This is a genomic window from Gluconobacter sp. R75690, assembly GCF_015244525.1.
GTDB lineage: Bacteria > Pseudomonadota > Alphaproteobacteria > Acetobacterales > Acetobacteraceae > Gluconobacter > Gluconobacter potus.
In genome coordinates, this window is sequence record NZ_JABCQB010000001.1 from 416,927 (window position 1) to 432,023 (window position 15,097).

Annotated in this window: 12 protein-coding genes; 4 read left to right on the forward strand and 8 right to left on the reverse strand. The window is 66.1% G+C overall.

Going from position 1 to position 15,097, the window contains the following annotated elements; genetic code table 11:
- The first annotated feature begins 44 nt into the window (after positions 1 to 44).
- The gene (locus HKD27_RS01950) at positions 45 to 1,727 is read left to right on the forward strand and encodes a lipopolysaccharide assembly protein LapB (RefSeq protein WP_194688115.1); all 1,683 of its coding nucleotides are present in this window, start codon (positions 45 to 47) and stop codon (positions 1,725 to 1,727) included.
- Here the strand turns inward: HKD27_RS01950 and HKD27_RS01955 are convergent.
- From HKD27_RS01955 to HKD27_RS01970, 4 genes are all read right to left on the reverse strand, one after another.
- Positions 1,708 to 4,557, reverse strand: a complete 2,850-nt coding sequence (locus tag HKD27_RS01955) for a [protein-PII] uridylyltransferase (RefSeq protein WP_194688114.1) — start codon at positions 4,555 to 4,557, stop codon at positions 1,708 to 1,710. The two genes, HKD27_RS01950 and HKD27_RS01955, sit on opposite strands and share 20 nt — an antisense overlap.
- Positions 4,554 to 7,205 (reverse strand): DNA mismatch repair protein MutS, encoded by a 2,652-nt coding sequence (mutS, locus tag HKD27_RS01960; RefSeq protein ID WP_194688113.1) that lies wholly within the window; start codon positions 7,203 to 7,205, stop codon positions 4,554 to 4,556. Before mutS ends, HKD27_RS01955 begins: the two co-directional genes overlap by 4 nt.
- A gap of 95 nt (positions 7,206 to 7,300) precedes the next feature.
- Entirely contained in the window at positions 7,301 to 8,857 is a 1,557-nt protein-coding gene (murJ, locus tag HKD27_RS01965) for a murein biosynthesis integral membrane protein MurJ (protein ID WP_194688112.1), read from the reverse strand.
- A 76-nt stretch (positions 8,858 to 8,933) separates the two neighbouring features.
- Complete coding sequence (locus tag HKD27_RS01970; protein ID WP_062495689.1) at positions 8,934 to 9,179, reverse strand: hypothetical protein; 246 nt, start codon at positions 9,177 to 9,179, stop codon at positions 8,934 to 8,936.
- Positions 9,180 to 9,285: 106 nt separating this feature from the next.
- Here HKD27_RS01970 and HKD27_RS01975 point away from each other — a divergent pair, with 106 nt between their 5' ends.
- Complete coding sequence (locus HKD27_RS01975) at positions 9,286 to 9,675, forward strand: DUF4112 domain-containing protein (protein WP_194688111.1); 390 nt, start codon at positions 9,286 to 9,288, stop codon at positions 9,673 to 9,675.
- Here HKD27_RS01975 and HKD27_RS01980 read toward each other — a convergent pair.
- Positions 9,669 to 10,163: a glutathione peroxidase gene (locus HKD27_RS01980; RefSeq protein ID WP_194688110.1), complete on the reverse strand. Its 495-nt coding sequence runs from the start codon at positions 10,161 to 10,163 to the stop codon at positions 9,669 to 9,671. The two genes, HKD27_RS01975 and HKD27_RS01980, sit on opposite strands and share 7 nt — an antisense overlap.
- 157 nt (positions 10,164 to 10,320) lie before the next feature.
- Between HKD27_RS01980 and HKD27_RS01985 the strand changes: the two genes are divergently transcribed.
- Both HKD27_RS01985 and sodC read left to right on the forward strand, forming a co-directional pair.
- Positions 10,321 to 11,526, forward strand: coding sequence for a nucleoside transporter C-terminal domain-containing protein (locus HKD27_RS01985; protein WP_194688109.1), 1,206 nt, complete (start codon positions 10,321 to 10,323; stop codon positions 11,524 to 11,526).
- A gap of 98 nt (positions 11,527 to 11,624) precedes the next feature.
- Positions 11,625 to 12,149 (forward strand): superoxide dismutase[Cu-Zn], encoded by a 525-nt coding sequence (gene sodC, locus HKD27_RS01990; RefSeq protein ID WP_062456487.1) that lies wholly within the window; start codon positions 11,625 to 11,627, stop codon positions 12,147 to 12,149.
- 9 nt (positions 12,150 to 12,158) lie between these two features.
- Here sodC and HKD27_RS01995 read toward each other — a convergent pair whose 3' ends face one another.
- Genes HKD27_RS01995 through tsaD form a run of 3 tightly spaced genes read right to left on the reverse strand, consistent with a single transcriptional unit; the run spans position 12,159 to position 15,069 of the window.
- Entirely contained in the window at positions 12,159 to 13,133 is a 975-nt protein-coding gene (locus tag HKD27_RS01995) for an NAD(P)H-dependent glycerol-3-phosphate dehydrogenase (RefSeq protein WP_194688108.1), read from the reverse strand.
- 2 nt (positions 13,134 to 13,135) lie between these two features.
- Positions 13,136 to 13,975: a 23S rRNA (adenine(2030)-N(6))-methyltransferase RlmJ gene (locus tag HKD27_RS02000; RefSeq protein ID WP_194688107.1), complete on the reverse strand. Its 840-nt coding sequence runs from the start codon at positions 13,973 to 13,975 to the stop codon at positions 13,136 to 13,138.
- Entirely contained in the window at positions 13,972 to 15,069 is a 1,098-nt protein-coding gene (tsaD, locus tag HKD27_RS02005) for a tRNA (adenosine(37)-N6)-threonylcarbamoyltransferase complex transferase subunit TsaD (protein ID WP_194688106.1), read from the reverse strand. The genes HKD27_RS02000 and tsaD overlap by 4 nt, the downstream gene beginning before the upstream one ends.
- Positions 15,070 to 15,097 lie beyond the last annotated feature (28 nt).

A 15,097-nucleotide genomic window follows, 5' to 3' on the forward strand; every position in this document is an offset into this window, starting at 1 on the left:
CTGTCTATCTGGATTTTGTGGCATTTTCGGAGCACGAAGAGTTGATGATGCCTCTGTTTTCTGCCGATCCGACTGAAGCCGCCTTTGCCCGTTTCCGTGCAGGAGATCTCGCCGGAGCAGAGGAAGATTTTCGTAACATTCTGGCCAGGCAGCCGGGACAGCCCGATGCCCTGCATGGAATGGCCTGTCTGGCGCGTGCGCGCGGACAGGATGCTACGGCTATCGCACTGGTGGGGCGGGCGTTGCAGAAAAACGGCATTTCTCCTGATCGGAAGGCCCGGATGCATATCACGCTGGGGCTTGCGCTTGTAGCTCAGGGGCATGCCGAGGCGGGGCGTGCGGCGCTGAATGTGGCAGTGATCCTCCAGCCCTCCGATCCGCGTGCGCAGGCGGCTCTGGGCGAGGCTTTTGAAAGACTGGGACGTCGGGACGAGGCCCGTGCGGCGTTGGAAAAAGCGGTTGCTCTTTCAGCGGATGACAGTTTCGTGAGGACCCGGCTCGGGGGGCTGTTTCTTGAGGACGGGTTGTTCGAGCAGGCGGTCGGACAGTTCCGGAAAGTTGTGAGTCGCAGGCCGCAAGATGGGGGAGCGCTGGCCAATCTGGGAGCGGCGCTGTTTGCCTGCAATGCGTTCGACGAAGCGGCGGCAGTTCTGTCGCAGGCCTGTGAGCGGGGGGCACGGACTGCGGAGACGCTCAATAGTCTGGGGCTGGTGGAGATGGCGCTGGGCGATCTGCGCGCGGCCTGTGAGACGTTGCGGGAAGCCTTGCAACTCCGGCCTTCGGATGGGCGGATCGCCAACAGTCTGGGGACGGTGCTGATGGAAATCGGGCGTCTGGAAGAGGCCGAGGCGCTTTTTGGGGCGATCGTGATGCGCGAGAGCGGAGAGGAGGCGGATCGGGCGCGGTTCAACCGGGCGACCATTCTGATGGGACAGGGGCGGTTTGCGGAAGGCTGGCGGGATTTTGAGAGCCGACGATCGCTGCTGCGTCTGGCTTCGGATGTTCCGCAATGGGATGGCTCGGCGGGAGAGGAGCCTGTGGCCGTTGTGGGCGAGCAGGGGCTGGGCGATGAGGTGCAGTTTCTGCGGTTTCTGACGGAAGCAGCCAAGCGGCGACCGTTGCGGCTGAGGTTCCGGGCTGCTGCGCTGGCGGATTTGATGCCGGAGCTGGATCAGGGACGGATCCTGCCAGCGGACGGGCCGGTTGCGGCTGAGGTCAGTCTGCTGAGTCTGCCGGCCGTGCTTGGGATGGAGGATGTGCCGTCACCGAAGCCGTATCTGGCGGTTTCGGAAAAGCCTGAGGCGGGGCGGATCGGGGTCTGCTGGTCGGGGAATCCGTCCTATCGGTTTGATCGCAGGCGGTCGGTTCCGGTGGCGTGTCTGGAGGTGTTGCGGCAGGTGAACGGTGTGCGGTTCGTCGCCCTTCAGCGCGGTGATGTTCCGGACTGGATGGAACGGGTTTCGCTTGAGACGCCTGTGGATCTGGCGCGGGAAGTAGGGCGATGTGCGCTTGTGATCAGTGTGGATACGCTGGTCGCGCATATGGCGGGCGCTCTGGGGCGGCCTTTGTGGTTGCTCAACCGTGAAGGTGGCGACTGGCGTTGGAAGGATGTGGACTGGTACGGGGACGTCCGGCAGTTCCGGCCGCCCTCCGGTGCGGCGGTTGCCGCGGGATGGGAGGCCGTGCTGCGGGAGGTCGCGGAGGCGCTCAGCTTGCGGGTGTGGTGACCGGAGCGCTTGTCAGGGAGGCGAGCAGGGTCTCGCGCAGGCGGCTGAGGCGGAGCGGATCGGTGATTTTCAGGCCCAGCAGATCGCGGACGTAGAACACGTCTACGGCGCGCATGCCGTAGGTCGTGATGTGGGCCGAGGAGATCTGGAGGGACTGGCTGCTGAGAGCGGATGTGATGTCGTGCAGCAGTCCGGGACGGTCGCGGCCGTTGACTTCGATGACGGTGTGGCGGTCCGAAGCCGTGTTGTCGATGACGACGCGGGGCGGGACGTGGATCGCGCGCATCCGGCGCGAGGTGCTGTGATGGCTGGCGTCCTCGATACCCTTGCGGATGTCGAGACGGCCCGAAAGCGCCTGTTCCACGAGATGGTTGAGGCGGCCGAGCTGATGCGGCTCCTCGAAGGAGCAGCCTTCGCCGTCCTGCACCCAGAACGTATCGAGCGCCATGCCGTCGCTGAGTGTGTGGATGCGGGCGTCCACGATGGAGGCGCCTGCCACGGCGAGGGCGCCTGCGATCTGGGAGAACAGACCCGGATGGTCGGCGCAGAGGACCGTGAGTTCGGTGACGCCGCGTTCGGGGATGGGGTAAGCCTCGACCGTGACCGGGGAGCGGTAGCGGTCTGAGTCATGGACCATGCGGGCATGGCGCATCTGGGTGTCGGTGTCGAAGCCGAGCCAGTAGCTCGGATAGCCAAGGTCCAGAAAGCGGTCGATGCTGCTTTCGGGCAGGGTGCCGGTGAGGCCGTCACGCGCGAGTTCGCGGGCGTGGTTGACGCGGCTGTCGCGTTCGGTGGCGGCCAGTCCGCCTTCCAGAACCTCGGCGACGCGGGAGAAAAGCTCGCGCAGGAGGGTGGCTTTCCAGGCGTTCCAGACCTTCGGACTGACGGCGCGCATATCAGCGATGGTCAGGAGAAGCAGCAGGCGCAGGCGTTCGGGGGACTGAATGGTGTCGGCGAGGTCGAGGATCGTGCGGGGGTCGTCGATGTCGCGGGTAAAGGCGGTCTGGGACAGCAGCAGATGGTGCAGGACCAGCCAGGAAACGGTGTCGGTTTCTTCGGGATCGAGGCCGAGCTGCGGGCAGATCGTGAGCGCGAGGTCGGCACCGATTTCGGAATGGTCGCCGCCGCGTCCCTTGCCGATGTCGTGCAGCAGGACGGCGACGTAGAGCGCGCGGCGGGAGCGCAGGTCGCTGGCCAGCGTGTAGGCCAGGGGAATCTCGTCCGCCATGCGGCCGGCTTCGATCTGGCCCATCATGCGTACGGCTTCGACGATGTGCTCGTCGACCGTATAGATATGGTAGCTGTCGAACTGCATCTGCCCGACGACGCGGGACCAGTCCGGCAGGAGGCGGCCCAGCAGGCCGGTTTCGTTGAGGATCGGGAGCCAGAACGGGACGGCTTTGGTTTCGTCCGCGCTGGGCTCACAGAGCAGGTCCAGAAAGATTTTTGCGGTTTCGGGATCGTCGCGCAGGGTGACGGCGTGGCGTTCGTTGCGGATGATCTGCTGCATTGCGATGGGGTGCAGGGGCAGGTCATGGCGGCGGCCGCAGTCGAGCAGGCGGAACATTTCGCGGGGCTGGGCCGCGAAGGTTACGGGTTCGATGGGGCAGATGCGGCCGGCGATGGTCTGGAACTCTTCGGGGCCGGGGACGACCTTGGGCGGCTCGCCGGTGGTCTGGTCCTGAAGATGCATCAGCACGACGGGTTGCAGCACGCTGGTGAGGCGCATGACGTCGCGGGCCGTCAGGAAATAGTGCCGCATGAAGCGCTCGACGCCGCGCTGGCGACCGTGCGTGGCGTAGCCCATGCGGCCGCCGATGACGGGCTGGACGTCGAAGGTCAGGCGTTCTTCGGCGCGGCCGGTGATGTAGTGCAGATGCAGGCGGACGGTCCACAGGAAGTCCCATGAGCGGCGCGCTCGCAGGGATTCGCGGTCTGTCAGCAGGCCGAAGGAGGCGAAGGACGGGGTTTGCGGGGCTTCGGCGGGCTGGCCGTTGCGGTCCGGGGTGGAGACGGCGCAGCCCAGGGCGGCACGGCCCATCCAGTTCAGGGTTTGCAGGTCGCGCAGGCCGCCGCGGCCTTCCTTGATGTTGGGCTCGACCATGTAGGGGTTGTCGCCGAAGCGGCGGTGGCGCTGTTCGCGTTCGGCGATCTTGCCCATGACGAACTCGCAGAGCCGGTCGTTCTGCAGATCGGCGCCGAGGGCGCAGCGCAGGTCGCGGGCGAGGCCGCGTTCGCCGTGAAGGAAACGCAGGTCCAGCAGAGCCGTGCGGATGGTGAGGTCGCTGTCGGCGTCGCGGACGCATTCGGCAATGGAGCGGGTGGCGTGGCCGACGCGGAGGCCGAGATCCCACAGGGCGTAAAGGATGAACTCGATCCGGGCGGTCATGGCCGGGGTCGGGTCACCGGGGATCAGGAAGAGGATGTCGATGTCGCTGAAGGGGGCGAGAAGTCCCGCGCCGTAGCCGCCGGTGGCGCAGAGGCAGAGGGTTTCGCCGGGGGATTCGTGTTTCTGTGCGGCGAGTTCGGCCAGCGCGCAAACCATGTCGTCAGCCTGGCGGGCGAGGGCGCGGGCGGCGTCGATTCCCGACATCCTGCGCTTTTCAAACTCGTGACGGACAGTGGCGTTACCGCTGCCGAGATGCCGCCGCAGGATCGAGAGGACGTTCTCGCGGGTCGTCTGCCCCTGTGCCGCAGCCGTATCGAGAGCGGTCTGCAGGGAGGAGGCCGGGTCGCACGGGGGGGAGGCGGTTCGGTCAGACAGGGGCTTATCCGTATCGTCAGCGAAGGAAAGAGAGGGAGTTTCGCCCCAGAAAGAGGTTTCTTTCAAGTGCCGTTTCCTGAGGCGAGGCGTTTCAGTTCGTATAGCGCATCCAGCGCGTCCCGGGGAGAGAGATCATCGGGGTTCAGGGCCCTGATGGCGTCTTCCAGCGGGGTGCGAATGGGGGGCGCTGCGGGCTCGGGCGCGGGGGGAATTTCCGGCTCTGCCACGGCTTCGAAAAGGGGCAGCGAGGAGCGGGAATCGGCCTGTTCGCGCTCGAACTGTGTGAGGAGGCGGCTGGCACGATTGACGACGGATTGGGGAATTCCCGCCAGTTTTGCGACATGCAGGCCCCAGCTCTTGCGGGCAGCCCCCGGGCGGACCTCGTGCTGGAAGATGACCTCGCCGCGCCACTCTTTCACGGCCATCGTGTAGGGGGCGAGGCGGGGGAGGAATTCGGTCAGGGCACCGAGCTCATGGAAATGTGTTGCAAAGATTGTCCGCGAGCCGAGCTGGGTGTGCAGGGCTTCGAGCGTGGCCCAGGCGATGGACAGTCCGTCGAGGGTTGCGGTGCCGCGGCCGATCTCGTCCACGACGACGAGGGATTTCGGGCCGGCCTGATTGAGAATCGCGGCCGTCTCGGTCATTTCGACCATGAAGGTCGAGCGGCCCCGGGCGAGGTCGTCCGCGCCGCCGACGCGGGAGAACAGGCGGTCTACCACGCCGATCTGTGCGGATTTCGCCGGAACGGGGAGGCCTGCCTGTGCGAGAATGACGGCCAGTGCGGTCTGGCGCAGGAAGGTGGATTTGCCCGCCATATTCGGGCCGGTGAGCAGCATGGCGCGGTGTTCGGGCGGCAGGGCGCAGTCATTGGGGATGAAACGGGCGTCCGCGCTTCCCGACTCGGCCAGTGCGGCTTCGACCACGGGGTGCCGGCAGGCGACGAGATTGAACTCGGTGCCGTCCGTGACGGTGGGGCGGCACCATGAGCCGCCTTCCGCGAGCAGGCCGCAGGAGCGCAGGACGTCGGCGAGGGCCAGGAACTCCGCGACTTCATCGAGGGCCGGGGTTTGCAGGATGCGGGCGCAGAGCTCGGCGAAGATGCGGCGTTCGAGCGCGGACGCCTTGTCGGCAGCTTCGAGAATGGCGCGGTCCAGGCCGGCGAGTTCTTCCGTGGAGAAGCGGGCGAGGCTGGCCGTGCCCTGACGGAAGGAGAGTTCCGGATTATCGCGCAGTTTCGTACCGGCAGCGGACGGGACTTCGATCACGTAGCCGAGCTGCGCGTGGTGTTTGATCTTGAGGTTCGAGACGCCGAATTTTTCGGACAGCTCACCCTGCATGGCGGCGATGATGCGGCGGCTTTCGTCACGCAGGCCGCGATAGCGGTCCAGTTCCGCGTTGTAGCCGGGGGCGATGAAGCCGCCGTCTTCAATCCGGGCGGGAAGGGTTTCGGCGACGGCGGCCTGAAGCTGGTCCAGCAGGGCGTCGGCACGGCCGTAGAGGCCCGCGGTGAGGGTGCGGATCAGGGTGGGTGTGTTCTGGTCGCAGACGGGCTGGAACAGGGCGGTGATGTCGTTGGCGGCGATCAGCGTGTCGCGGATGGCGGCGAGATCGCGGGGCTGGCCGCGTCCGGCGGAGATGCGGCCCAAGGCGCGGGCAGGGTCTGGCGTGCGGCGCAGGATGTCGCCGAGAGCGCTGGACAGGCCGGGGATGGATTGCAGCCAGAGCCAGCCGTTCTGGCGGTCCGTGATCGCGGTGGCGTCGGTCAGGGGGGAGGCGAGCCACTGAGCGAGGAGGCGGGAGCCTGCGGCCGTGGCGGTGCGGGTGACGGCGCCGAGGAGGCTGTGTTTCGTCTCGCCGTCGCGGGTGCGGAGAATGTCGAGGCTGGCGCGGGTGGCGGGGTCGATGCCGAGGACGCCGTCCGTGCCCTGCGGGATGGGGCGCGACAGGCGTGGGAGTGCTCCGGCCTGACTGCGCTGGACGTAGTTCAGGGCGATGGCGCAGGCGATGGCCTGTTCGGGCGGGAAGTCTCCGAGGGCGTCGATCTGGGCGACGCCATAGGCGCGGGCGACGAGGGTGCGGGCGCTGTCGAGCGTCGGCGGGACGGCGACGGGGGCCAGACGGGACGCGTAGTCGGGTGGGATCAGGTCAGGTTCGGACAGGATCTCGGCGGCGTCGAGCCGGGCCATGAGTTCGGGAAGGGCGGGTTCGGGCACCGAGGCGGTTTCGAAGGCGCCGGTCGAGATGTCGATCCAGGCTGCGCCAACCGTCTTTGCGCGCTTTTCCGGGCTGCGGGCGATGGCGAGGAGCAGGTTGGCGCGTCCGGCTTCGAGCAGTTCGTCTTCGGTCAGGGTGCCGGGGGTGACGACGCGGACGATGGCGCGGGCGAGCGGGCCTTTCTGGGGTTTCTCGCCTTTTTTTGGTGGGGCCTGTGTCTGTTCGGCGACGGCGACGCGGAAGCCGCGACGGATCAGGCGCGAGAGATAGGCCGGCGCGGCCGCGACGGGGACGCCGCACATGGGGATCGGCTCGCCCTGATGGGTGCCGCGGGCGGTGAGCGCGATGTCGAGCGCCATGGCGGCGGCCTGCGCATCGGAGAAAAACAGCTCGTAGAAATCGCCCATGCGGAAGAAAAGGAGGGCGTCGGGTTCCTGGTGTTTGAGGTCGAACCACTGGGCCATCGCGGGGCTGGCGTTTTCGGCGGTAGGCAGGGGCATGAAGGTGCCGATGGGTCCGGTCTCCGGGCTGTCACTTCGGGAAGGGGATGGGAAAATAACGTCTCTCCGCCGGTGTGTGAACCGGCGGGATAGGGTCAGCGGGCGCGTCGGCGGTTCAGGCGTGACTGGAAAGCCACGGTGGCGTCACGCAGGCGCACCACTTTCAGGGCGTCGAGCATTACGGCGTAGACGAGCATGCCGAAGATGATCAGCGCCGTGAGCATGCCCAGACGCCACACGCCGTGCCAGGCGGGCAGGCCGGGGGCTGCGAGCTTTTCTGCCGCCGCGACCCACAGGGCCATCATGAGACCGGCACCGGCAATGCGCAGGGCCCGGCCTTTCAGGAGCGGGTCTGCGATGAAGAGGCCGCGTCGGTGCAGGATGACGGCGAGGAGCGTACAGTTGACGAAGGCGGCGATCGTACTGGCCAGCGGCGGCCCGATATGGCCGAGCGGACGGTAGAGCAGAAGGTTGAGGACGAGGTTCAGTGCCAGCGTGAAGAAGCCGATGCGGACGGGGGTGACGGTGTCGCCTTCGGCGAAGAAGGCCGGGGAGAGGACCTTGATGAGGACGAAGGCGGGCAGGCCGAGCGCGTAGGCCTGAAGGCACTGGCCGGAGAGGATGGCGTCGCTGACGGTGAAATGGCCATAGCTGAACAGGGCGGCCATGATGGGGAAGGCCAGGACGATCATGCCGATCATGGCGGGGAGCGTCAGGAGCAGCGTGTAGTCGATGGCGCGGTTGAGGCTCGAATGGACGGCGGCGCGGTCGTTATTGGCGATATGGCGCGTCAGGAGCGGCAGGAGAGCCGTGCCCGCTGCCGAGCCCAGCACGCCGAGGGGGAGCTGGTTGATGCGGTCGGCGAAATACAGGATCGAGGGTGTGCCGACGGGCAGATGCGTGGCGATGATGGTGTCGACGGTCAGGTTGATCTGGGTGACGCCGGAGCCGACGAGGCCGGGGCCCATGCGGCGCAGGAGGGCGCGCATGTCGGGTGACAGGCTGGGCCATGTCAGGTGCGGGGCCATGCCGGCGCGTCGGGCGGCCCAGTACAGGGCGCCGAGCTGGACGATGCCGGAGAGCGTCACACCCCAGGCGCTGACAACGGCGGTGTTGTGCCAGACCAGTGCGCCGAGGAGGATGGCGGCGATGCCGATGATGTTGAAGGTGACGTAGGCGGCGGCTGCTGCGGTGAACTTGCCGAGGCCGTTTAGCACACCGGAGACGAGCGCTGCGCCGCAGATCAGCAGCATGTAGGGGAACGTGATGCGCGACAGATGCACCGCGGTTTCGAAGCGGGTACCGGTGAGGCCCGAGCCGATGAAACTCACGACCAGCGGCATGAAGATTTCGGCCAGGATGGTCAGCAAAGCGAGCCAGAGTATCAGTCCGGACAGGGCCTGCCCCGCGAAGCGCAGGGCGGACTGGTGGCCCTTCGTTTCGTAGCGCTCGGTGAACATTGGCACGAAGGCGGCGTTGAACGCGCCTTCGCCGAAGAGGCGCCGGAACATGTTGGGCAACCGTAGGGCGATCAGGTAGGCATCCTGAACGGGGCCGGCACCAAGAAACGCGGCGAGAAGCTGGTCACGAACGAGGCCGAGGACACGCGAAAGCATGGTCCAGCTGCCGACTGTCAGGAAATTGCGAAGCATTTCCTGATCCTAGCCGATCATTCAGCGCCGCGACATATCCCCCGTTACAGGAAAAGCGCAGTGTGACGGATGGGCTTCAGCGCAGGACCGTTTCGCGGTTGTGCAGCGTCGTTTCGGCTCTGGCGGGCTGCTGGATCGTGGGGCGGATTGCCGCGACACCGATGCAGAGCAGCGTGACTTCAAGCATCAGCATGGCGCTGGCCCAGAAGATGCCGGACAGGCCGAGGAAGGTCGTGACGTGATGGGCCACGGCCGGGGTCAGTGCGCCGAGGGCGGCGACAACCAGAAGGGGCAGGATCGGGCGGAGCGGTGAGTCCTTCATAAATGTCTCCTGTCACATTTCTGACGTGAACTGTGGCGGCTTTCGATACGGTTATTCAAGGAAAAAAGACGAACTTCCCTGTCGCTGTTGCGTGATAGGGGGTGCCATGACCGATTTTTCAACGATTTCCCCGCCTGTGAGTGTCGCCGAGCTTCGCCTGAGGCTGGAGCGGATCCGGCGTCTGGCCTGGCTTCTGAACTCTGCCGCGCGGATTCCGGGGCTGCGGCTGCGGGCGGGGCTGGATACGCTGCTGGGGCTTCTGCCCGGAGGCGGTGCGCTGATCGGGACGGCGCTGTCGCTCTATATCGTCTGGGAAGGGCGGCGGATGGGTGTTGATCGCCAGACCGTGCAGCGGATGCTGGGCAATGTGGCGATCGAGGCCGTGGTGGGCCTCGTGCCGTTGGCGGGGGATCTGTTCGATACGGTCTTCAAGGCCGATTTGCGGAATATTGCGCTGATCGAAGCCGCGCTTGCGGGACGGCTCGGGGGTCAGTGATCCAGCAGGACCTTGCGGACGGCTTCCTCGACACGGTTTGAGGCGGGCTTGGCCAGGGGCGTGAACCAGTTGGCCAGATTGCCGTCGCGGTCGGTCAGGTATTTGTAGAAATTCCAGCGCGGGCGGGCGAGGAAGCCGCCCTGCTTGTCCAGCCAGCGGAACAGCGGTGTGGTTTCGGGGCCGCGTACGTGCTGGCGCGCGGTCATGGGGAAGCTCACGCCGTAATTGCGGTAGCAGAAATTCTTGATGTCTTCGGACGAGCCGGGTTCCTGCTGACCGAAATCATTCGACGGCACGCCGATGATCATCAGGCCTTCGGGATAGTCGCGGCCGTAGCGGGACCAGAGGTGCTGGAGGTCTTCGTACTGGGGGGTGAAGCCGCATTTTGATGCCGTGTTGACGATCAGCAGCGGTCGTCCGCGATAGGCCGAGAGGTCGATCGTGTCGCCGGACAGGCCGGGAAGGCTGAAATCATAGGCACAGGTCATGGGGCTTCTCCCTATCAGTCGGCGGCATCCTAGCGGTTCGGGGGCGTGCAGGCGAGAGAGGAGGGGTGGACAGGACGTGACATGACGGACAGGTTCAGGTCGTTTCGGGTTCAGTTCCGGGTGCGTCGTTCTGTTTTTGGGTGAGGAGTTTGCCTGCGTGATCCTGCGCGTCCTTGTCGGCATGGCCGGTCTTCTGATTCTGGGTGCGCTTTTGTCCACCAACCGCCGGGCCATCGACTGGTCGCTCGTAGGACGGGCGCTGCTGTTGCAGGTGCTGATTGCGGCGGTCGTGCTGTGGGTGCCGGCGGGTGCGCATGGGTTGCATGTGGTGTCGGACGCGGTGACGAAGGTTCTGTCCTTTGGCGACGTGGGCAGTGCGTTCCTGTTCGGTGGCCTGGTCGGGCCGAAGATGAACGGGCTGTTTGGCAATGACAGTTTCGTCTTCGCGCTCAAGGTTCTGCCGGAGATCGTTTATGTCGCAGCACTTCTGGGGCTGTTGCAGCACTGGGGCGTGTTGCAGTTCCTCTCGAAGCTGATTGGCGGGGCGCTGTCTCGGGTGCTGGGGACGACGGGGCTCGAATCGTTTTCGGCGGTGCTGACGATTTTTCTGGGACAGAGCGAGATGCCGATCGCGCTTCAGACCTGTCTGGCGGAAATGTCGGAAGGGGAGCTGGCGACGGTTCTGTGCAGTGGGACGTCGTCGATCGCAGGGTCCGTGCTGGCAGGATATGCGTCGCTGGGTGTGCCGATGGAGAACCTGCTGGCGGCGTCTTTCATGGCGATCCCGGGGGGGCTGCTGTTCTCGCGGATCCTGTTTCCGGGGCCGCGCCGGTCCGATGCGCAGATTGCCGGGGCGGATCACGGGCATCACAGCATGTTCGAGGCGATTGCGGATGGCGCGATGAATGGCGCGAAAATCGCGGTGGCTGTGGGGTCTGTGCTGATTGCGTTCGTGGGGCTGATTGCGCTGGCGAACGGGATTCTGGGGGCGGTTGGGCTGTCTCTGGCGCGCATCCTGGGGACGGTGTTTGCGCCGTTTGCCTGGCTGCTCGGGGTGCCGTGGAGCGAATGTGTCGTGGCGGGCGGCCTGCTGGGGCAGAAGATCGCGTTCAATGAGTTCGTGGCTTATGTGAACCTGTCGCCGTTGATCCATGCGCATGCCCTGTCGCAGCGGACGATTACGATCCTGTCCTTTGCGCTGTGCGGATTTGCGAACATTTCGACGATCGGGATTCTGATCGGGGCATTCGGAAGTGCGGAACCGCGTCGGCGGACGGATGTGGCGTCGCTGGCGGTGCGGGCCGTGGCGGCGGGGACGCTGTCCAATGCGATGAGTGCGGTGATTGCGGGGCTGTTCGTGTGATTGCAGGACGGCTCACGAATCTCTGATCCGAAAATGTGTCAGGGCCGGCGTAAGGTGAGAACAGTTATCATCTTACCTGCTGAACTGTGAGTTTCTCCATGCGTCGTTCCGGATTCCTGACTCTTCTTCTGGCCTCTGTGATGGCTGTTCCTGCTCTGGCGTCTGCGGCAGAGCATGTGAGCGGGGAGCTGAAGGGGACGGATGGGGCCACGCACGGGATCGTGGATGTGACGGGAGCGCCCAAGGGAGTTCTGCTGCGTCTGCAGGTCCAGGGGCTGACGCCGGGCTGGCACGGGATTCATTTCCATGAAAAGGGGAGCTGTGCGGCTCCGAAATTCACCAGTGCGGGTGCGCATGTGCATGCGGTGACGCCGGTTGTGCATGGCCTGCTGAGGGCAGATGCGAATGATGCGGGGGATCTGCCGAATCTGTATGTCGCGGCGGACGGGACGGCGACGGTGGAACTTTATTCCACGCTCGTTTCGCTGAAGGGTGGCAATGGGCTGCCGGCGCTGATGGATGCTGACGGGGCGTCCGTGGTCATTCATGCAAAGCCGGATGATTATCAGACCCAGCCGATTGGCGGTTCGGGAGACCGGGTGGCCTGCGCCGTTCTGCACTAAGCCACGCTGTTATTCCCGGGTCGGGGGGCGGTCCAGCAGAAGGTGACGCGCTTCCTCGATCGAGACGCCTTCGTTCAGAAGGCGGGTGACGGTTTCGATGATCGGCACCCGCACGTTGTGCCTTCGGGCGAGGGCGAGCATGGCGGGGGCGGTCAGCACGCCTTCCGCGACCGTTGTGCGGGAGGCGAGGATGTCTGCGAGCGGGCGTCCTTCGCCGAGTTCCAGACCGACGCTGTAGTTGCGCGAGCCGCGTCCGGTGCAGGTCAGGATGAGGTCGCCCATGCCTGCGAGGCCCGCGAGCGTGCTGGCGCGGCCGCCTGTGGCTTCGGCGAGGCGGCCGATTTCGGCGACGGCGCGGGTGATGAGGGCAGCGCGGGCGTTTTCGCCGAGGCCTGCGCCGATTGTGATGCCGGCGCCGATGGCGATGACGTTTTTGGCAGCGCCCGCAAGCTGGACGCCGGCAGCATCATCGCTGGCGTAGAGGCGGAAACTGGACGTGTTGAGGAGCGTCGTGAGTTTCTGCGCGAGAGCGAGGTCTGTACAGGCCAGCGTTGCAGCGGCGGGGAGGCCTTTTGCGACTTCGATGGCGAAGTTGGGGCCGGAAAGGACGCCGGTCGGACGGCCGGGCATGGTTTCCGCCAGGACGTCGAGCGGCAGGAGGGATGTGGCCTGTTCCAGTCCCTTGCAGCAGGTCACGACGGGGACGGCGGGGTCGAGCACGGTCTGAAGGCGTGCGGAGACGTTGCGGGCGGTCTGGACCGGGGTGACGAGCAGGGCGACGTCTGCGCTGCGGGGGAAATCACCGGTGATGGTGACGTTTTCAGGCAGGGTGATGTCCGGCAGGCGCGGGAGGGTGCGGGTTCCGGGTGGGACCGGGTTGCGCATCCAGAGTGTTACGTCGGCGCCGGTGACTGCTGTGGCGCACGCCAGCGCCGTACCCCAGGCTCCGGCGCCGATGACGGCGATATGCGGGCGTGTGGTCATGGTTATTCTTCTGCCAGTCGTTCGATGTTGATCTGGATGTCTTCGGCCTCGGGAGAACGCAGGCCGGTGGCGAGGGCTTCGAGAATGTTGCGGGCCTCGTCCTCGAAGCCGAAAGGCGCGTTGACGACCAGCAGGCCGCAGCCGTTCAGGCGTGACGGATCGACGGGTGGGCGGAGCAGGAACTCGCAGGCGAGCATGTCCCGGATGCCGGCGTCCTGAAGCGCTGTGTAGAAGGCGCGGACCGGGGTGCGGTGCTTGATCGGGTACCAGACGGCGATGATCCCGGCGCGGAAACGGGTGCGGATCAGGGCGATGGCATCGGCGCAGCGGGCGAAATCGTCCGGCTTTTCAAACGGCGGGTCGATGAGGACGAGGCCGCGCTTGAGATCCTTCGGCGGAAGCAGGGCGCGCAGGGCTTCATAGCCGTCACGGTGATGGATTGCGGCCTGCGGATCGGCGTGGAAGAGGCGGCGCAGGGGGCGGACGTCTTCGGGGTGCAGTTCGCAGGCGATGAGCTGGTCCTGCGGGCGGAGTTCGGCGCGGGCGAAGGCGGGGGAGCCGGGGTAGCGGTGCCGGTCCTGCACGTTGGGGCGGACGGCGTCGAGATAATCCGCAAGCGGTTCGGTGGCTGGCTGTTCCAGAAGCTGGCCGATGCCCGCGCGCCATTCACCGGTTTTCTCGGCTTCTTCGGAGGTCAGGTCGTAGCGACCGCATCCGGCATGGGTGTCGAGGACGACGAAGCCTGCGGGTTTGCGCTTCAGGGCCTTGATGAGTGCGAGAAGCAAAGCGTGCTTCATGCAGTCGGCGAAGTTTCCGGCGTGGTAGATGTGACGGTAGTTCAAGAGACGTGTTCCGGGGTGGCGGGAGTGCGTTCCGAGAGGGGCCAGCGGGGGCGAGCGGCGGTGTCGATTTCGTTGGGGGTTTCGCCCGCGTGGAGGCGTTCGAGCGCGGCCCAGGCGACCATCACCGCGTTGTCGGTGCACAGGCGCAGAGGGGGCGCGAAGAAGGGGATGCCGTGGTTGGCGGCGACCTGTTCGAGGGCGTGGCGCAGGGTTTTGTTGGCTGCGACGCCCCCTGCAACGACCAAGGCCGTGGCGTTCGGGCTGAGGGCCAGAGCGTGTTCGGCGCGATCGGCCATCACATCCGCGACGGCGCGCTGGAAGGAGGCGGCGACGTCTGCTGCGAACTGGCGCGGAAGGGCGTCGCGGCTGCCGGTCGGGTCCTGTGTGTCGATCAGGCGGCTGACGGCGGTTTTGAGGCCCGAGAACGAGAAATCGCAGCCTTCGCGGCCCTTGAGCGGGCGCGGGAGCGGGTAGGCGTCGTCCCGGCCTTCGGTGGCGAGTTTTTCAAGGGCCGGGCCGCCGGGCCAGCCGAGGCCGAGCATTTTGGCGACCTTGTCGAAGGCTTCTCCGGCAGCGTCGTCGATCGTACCGCCCAGACGGACATAGCGGCCGGCCTGTTCGACCGAGACGCACTGGCAGTGGCCGCCCGAGACCAGCATTGTCAGGTAGGGGAAGTGCAGGTCAGCACCCAGGCTGGGGAGGCGCGGGGTGAGGATGTGGGCCTCGATATGGTTCACAGCCACGAAGGGACGGTGCAGCGCCATGGCCAGTCCCTTGGCGTAGGAACTGCCGACGATCAGGCCGCCGATCAGGCCGGGGCCGGTCGTGCCGGCGAAAGTGTCGATGTCGGCCAGCGTCAGGGAGGCTTTTTTCAGGACTTCCGCCACCAGTGCGGGCAGGGCGTCCAGATGGGCGCGGGCCGCGATTTCCGGGACGACGCCGCCGAGAATGGCATGGTCGGTCTGGGATAGGACGCCTTCGGCCAGGATCGTGCCGTCGTAAGCGAGGATGGCGCAGGCCGTATCGTCGCAGGAGGTTTCGATGGCCAGAAGGGGGCGCGTGGATGCGGATGGAGAAGTGGCGGAGGCTGACATGGGGCTTATTATGGCCGAGTCTGTCATA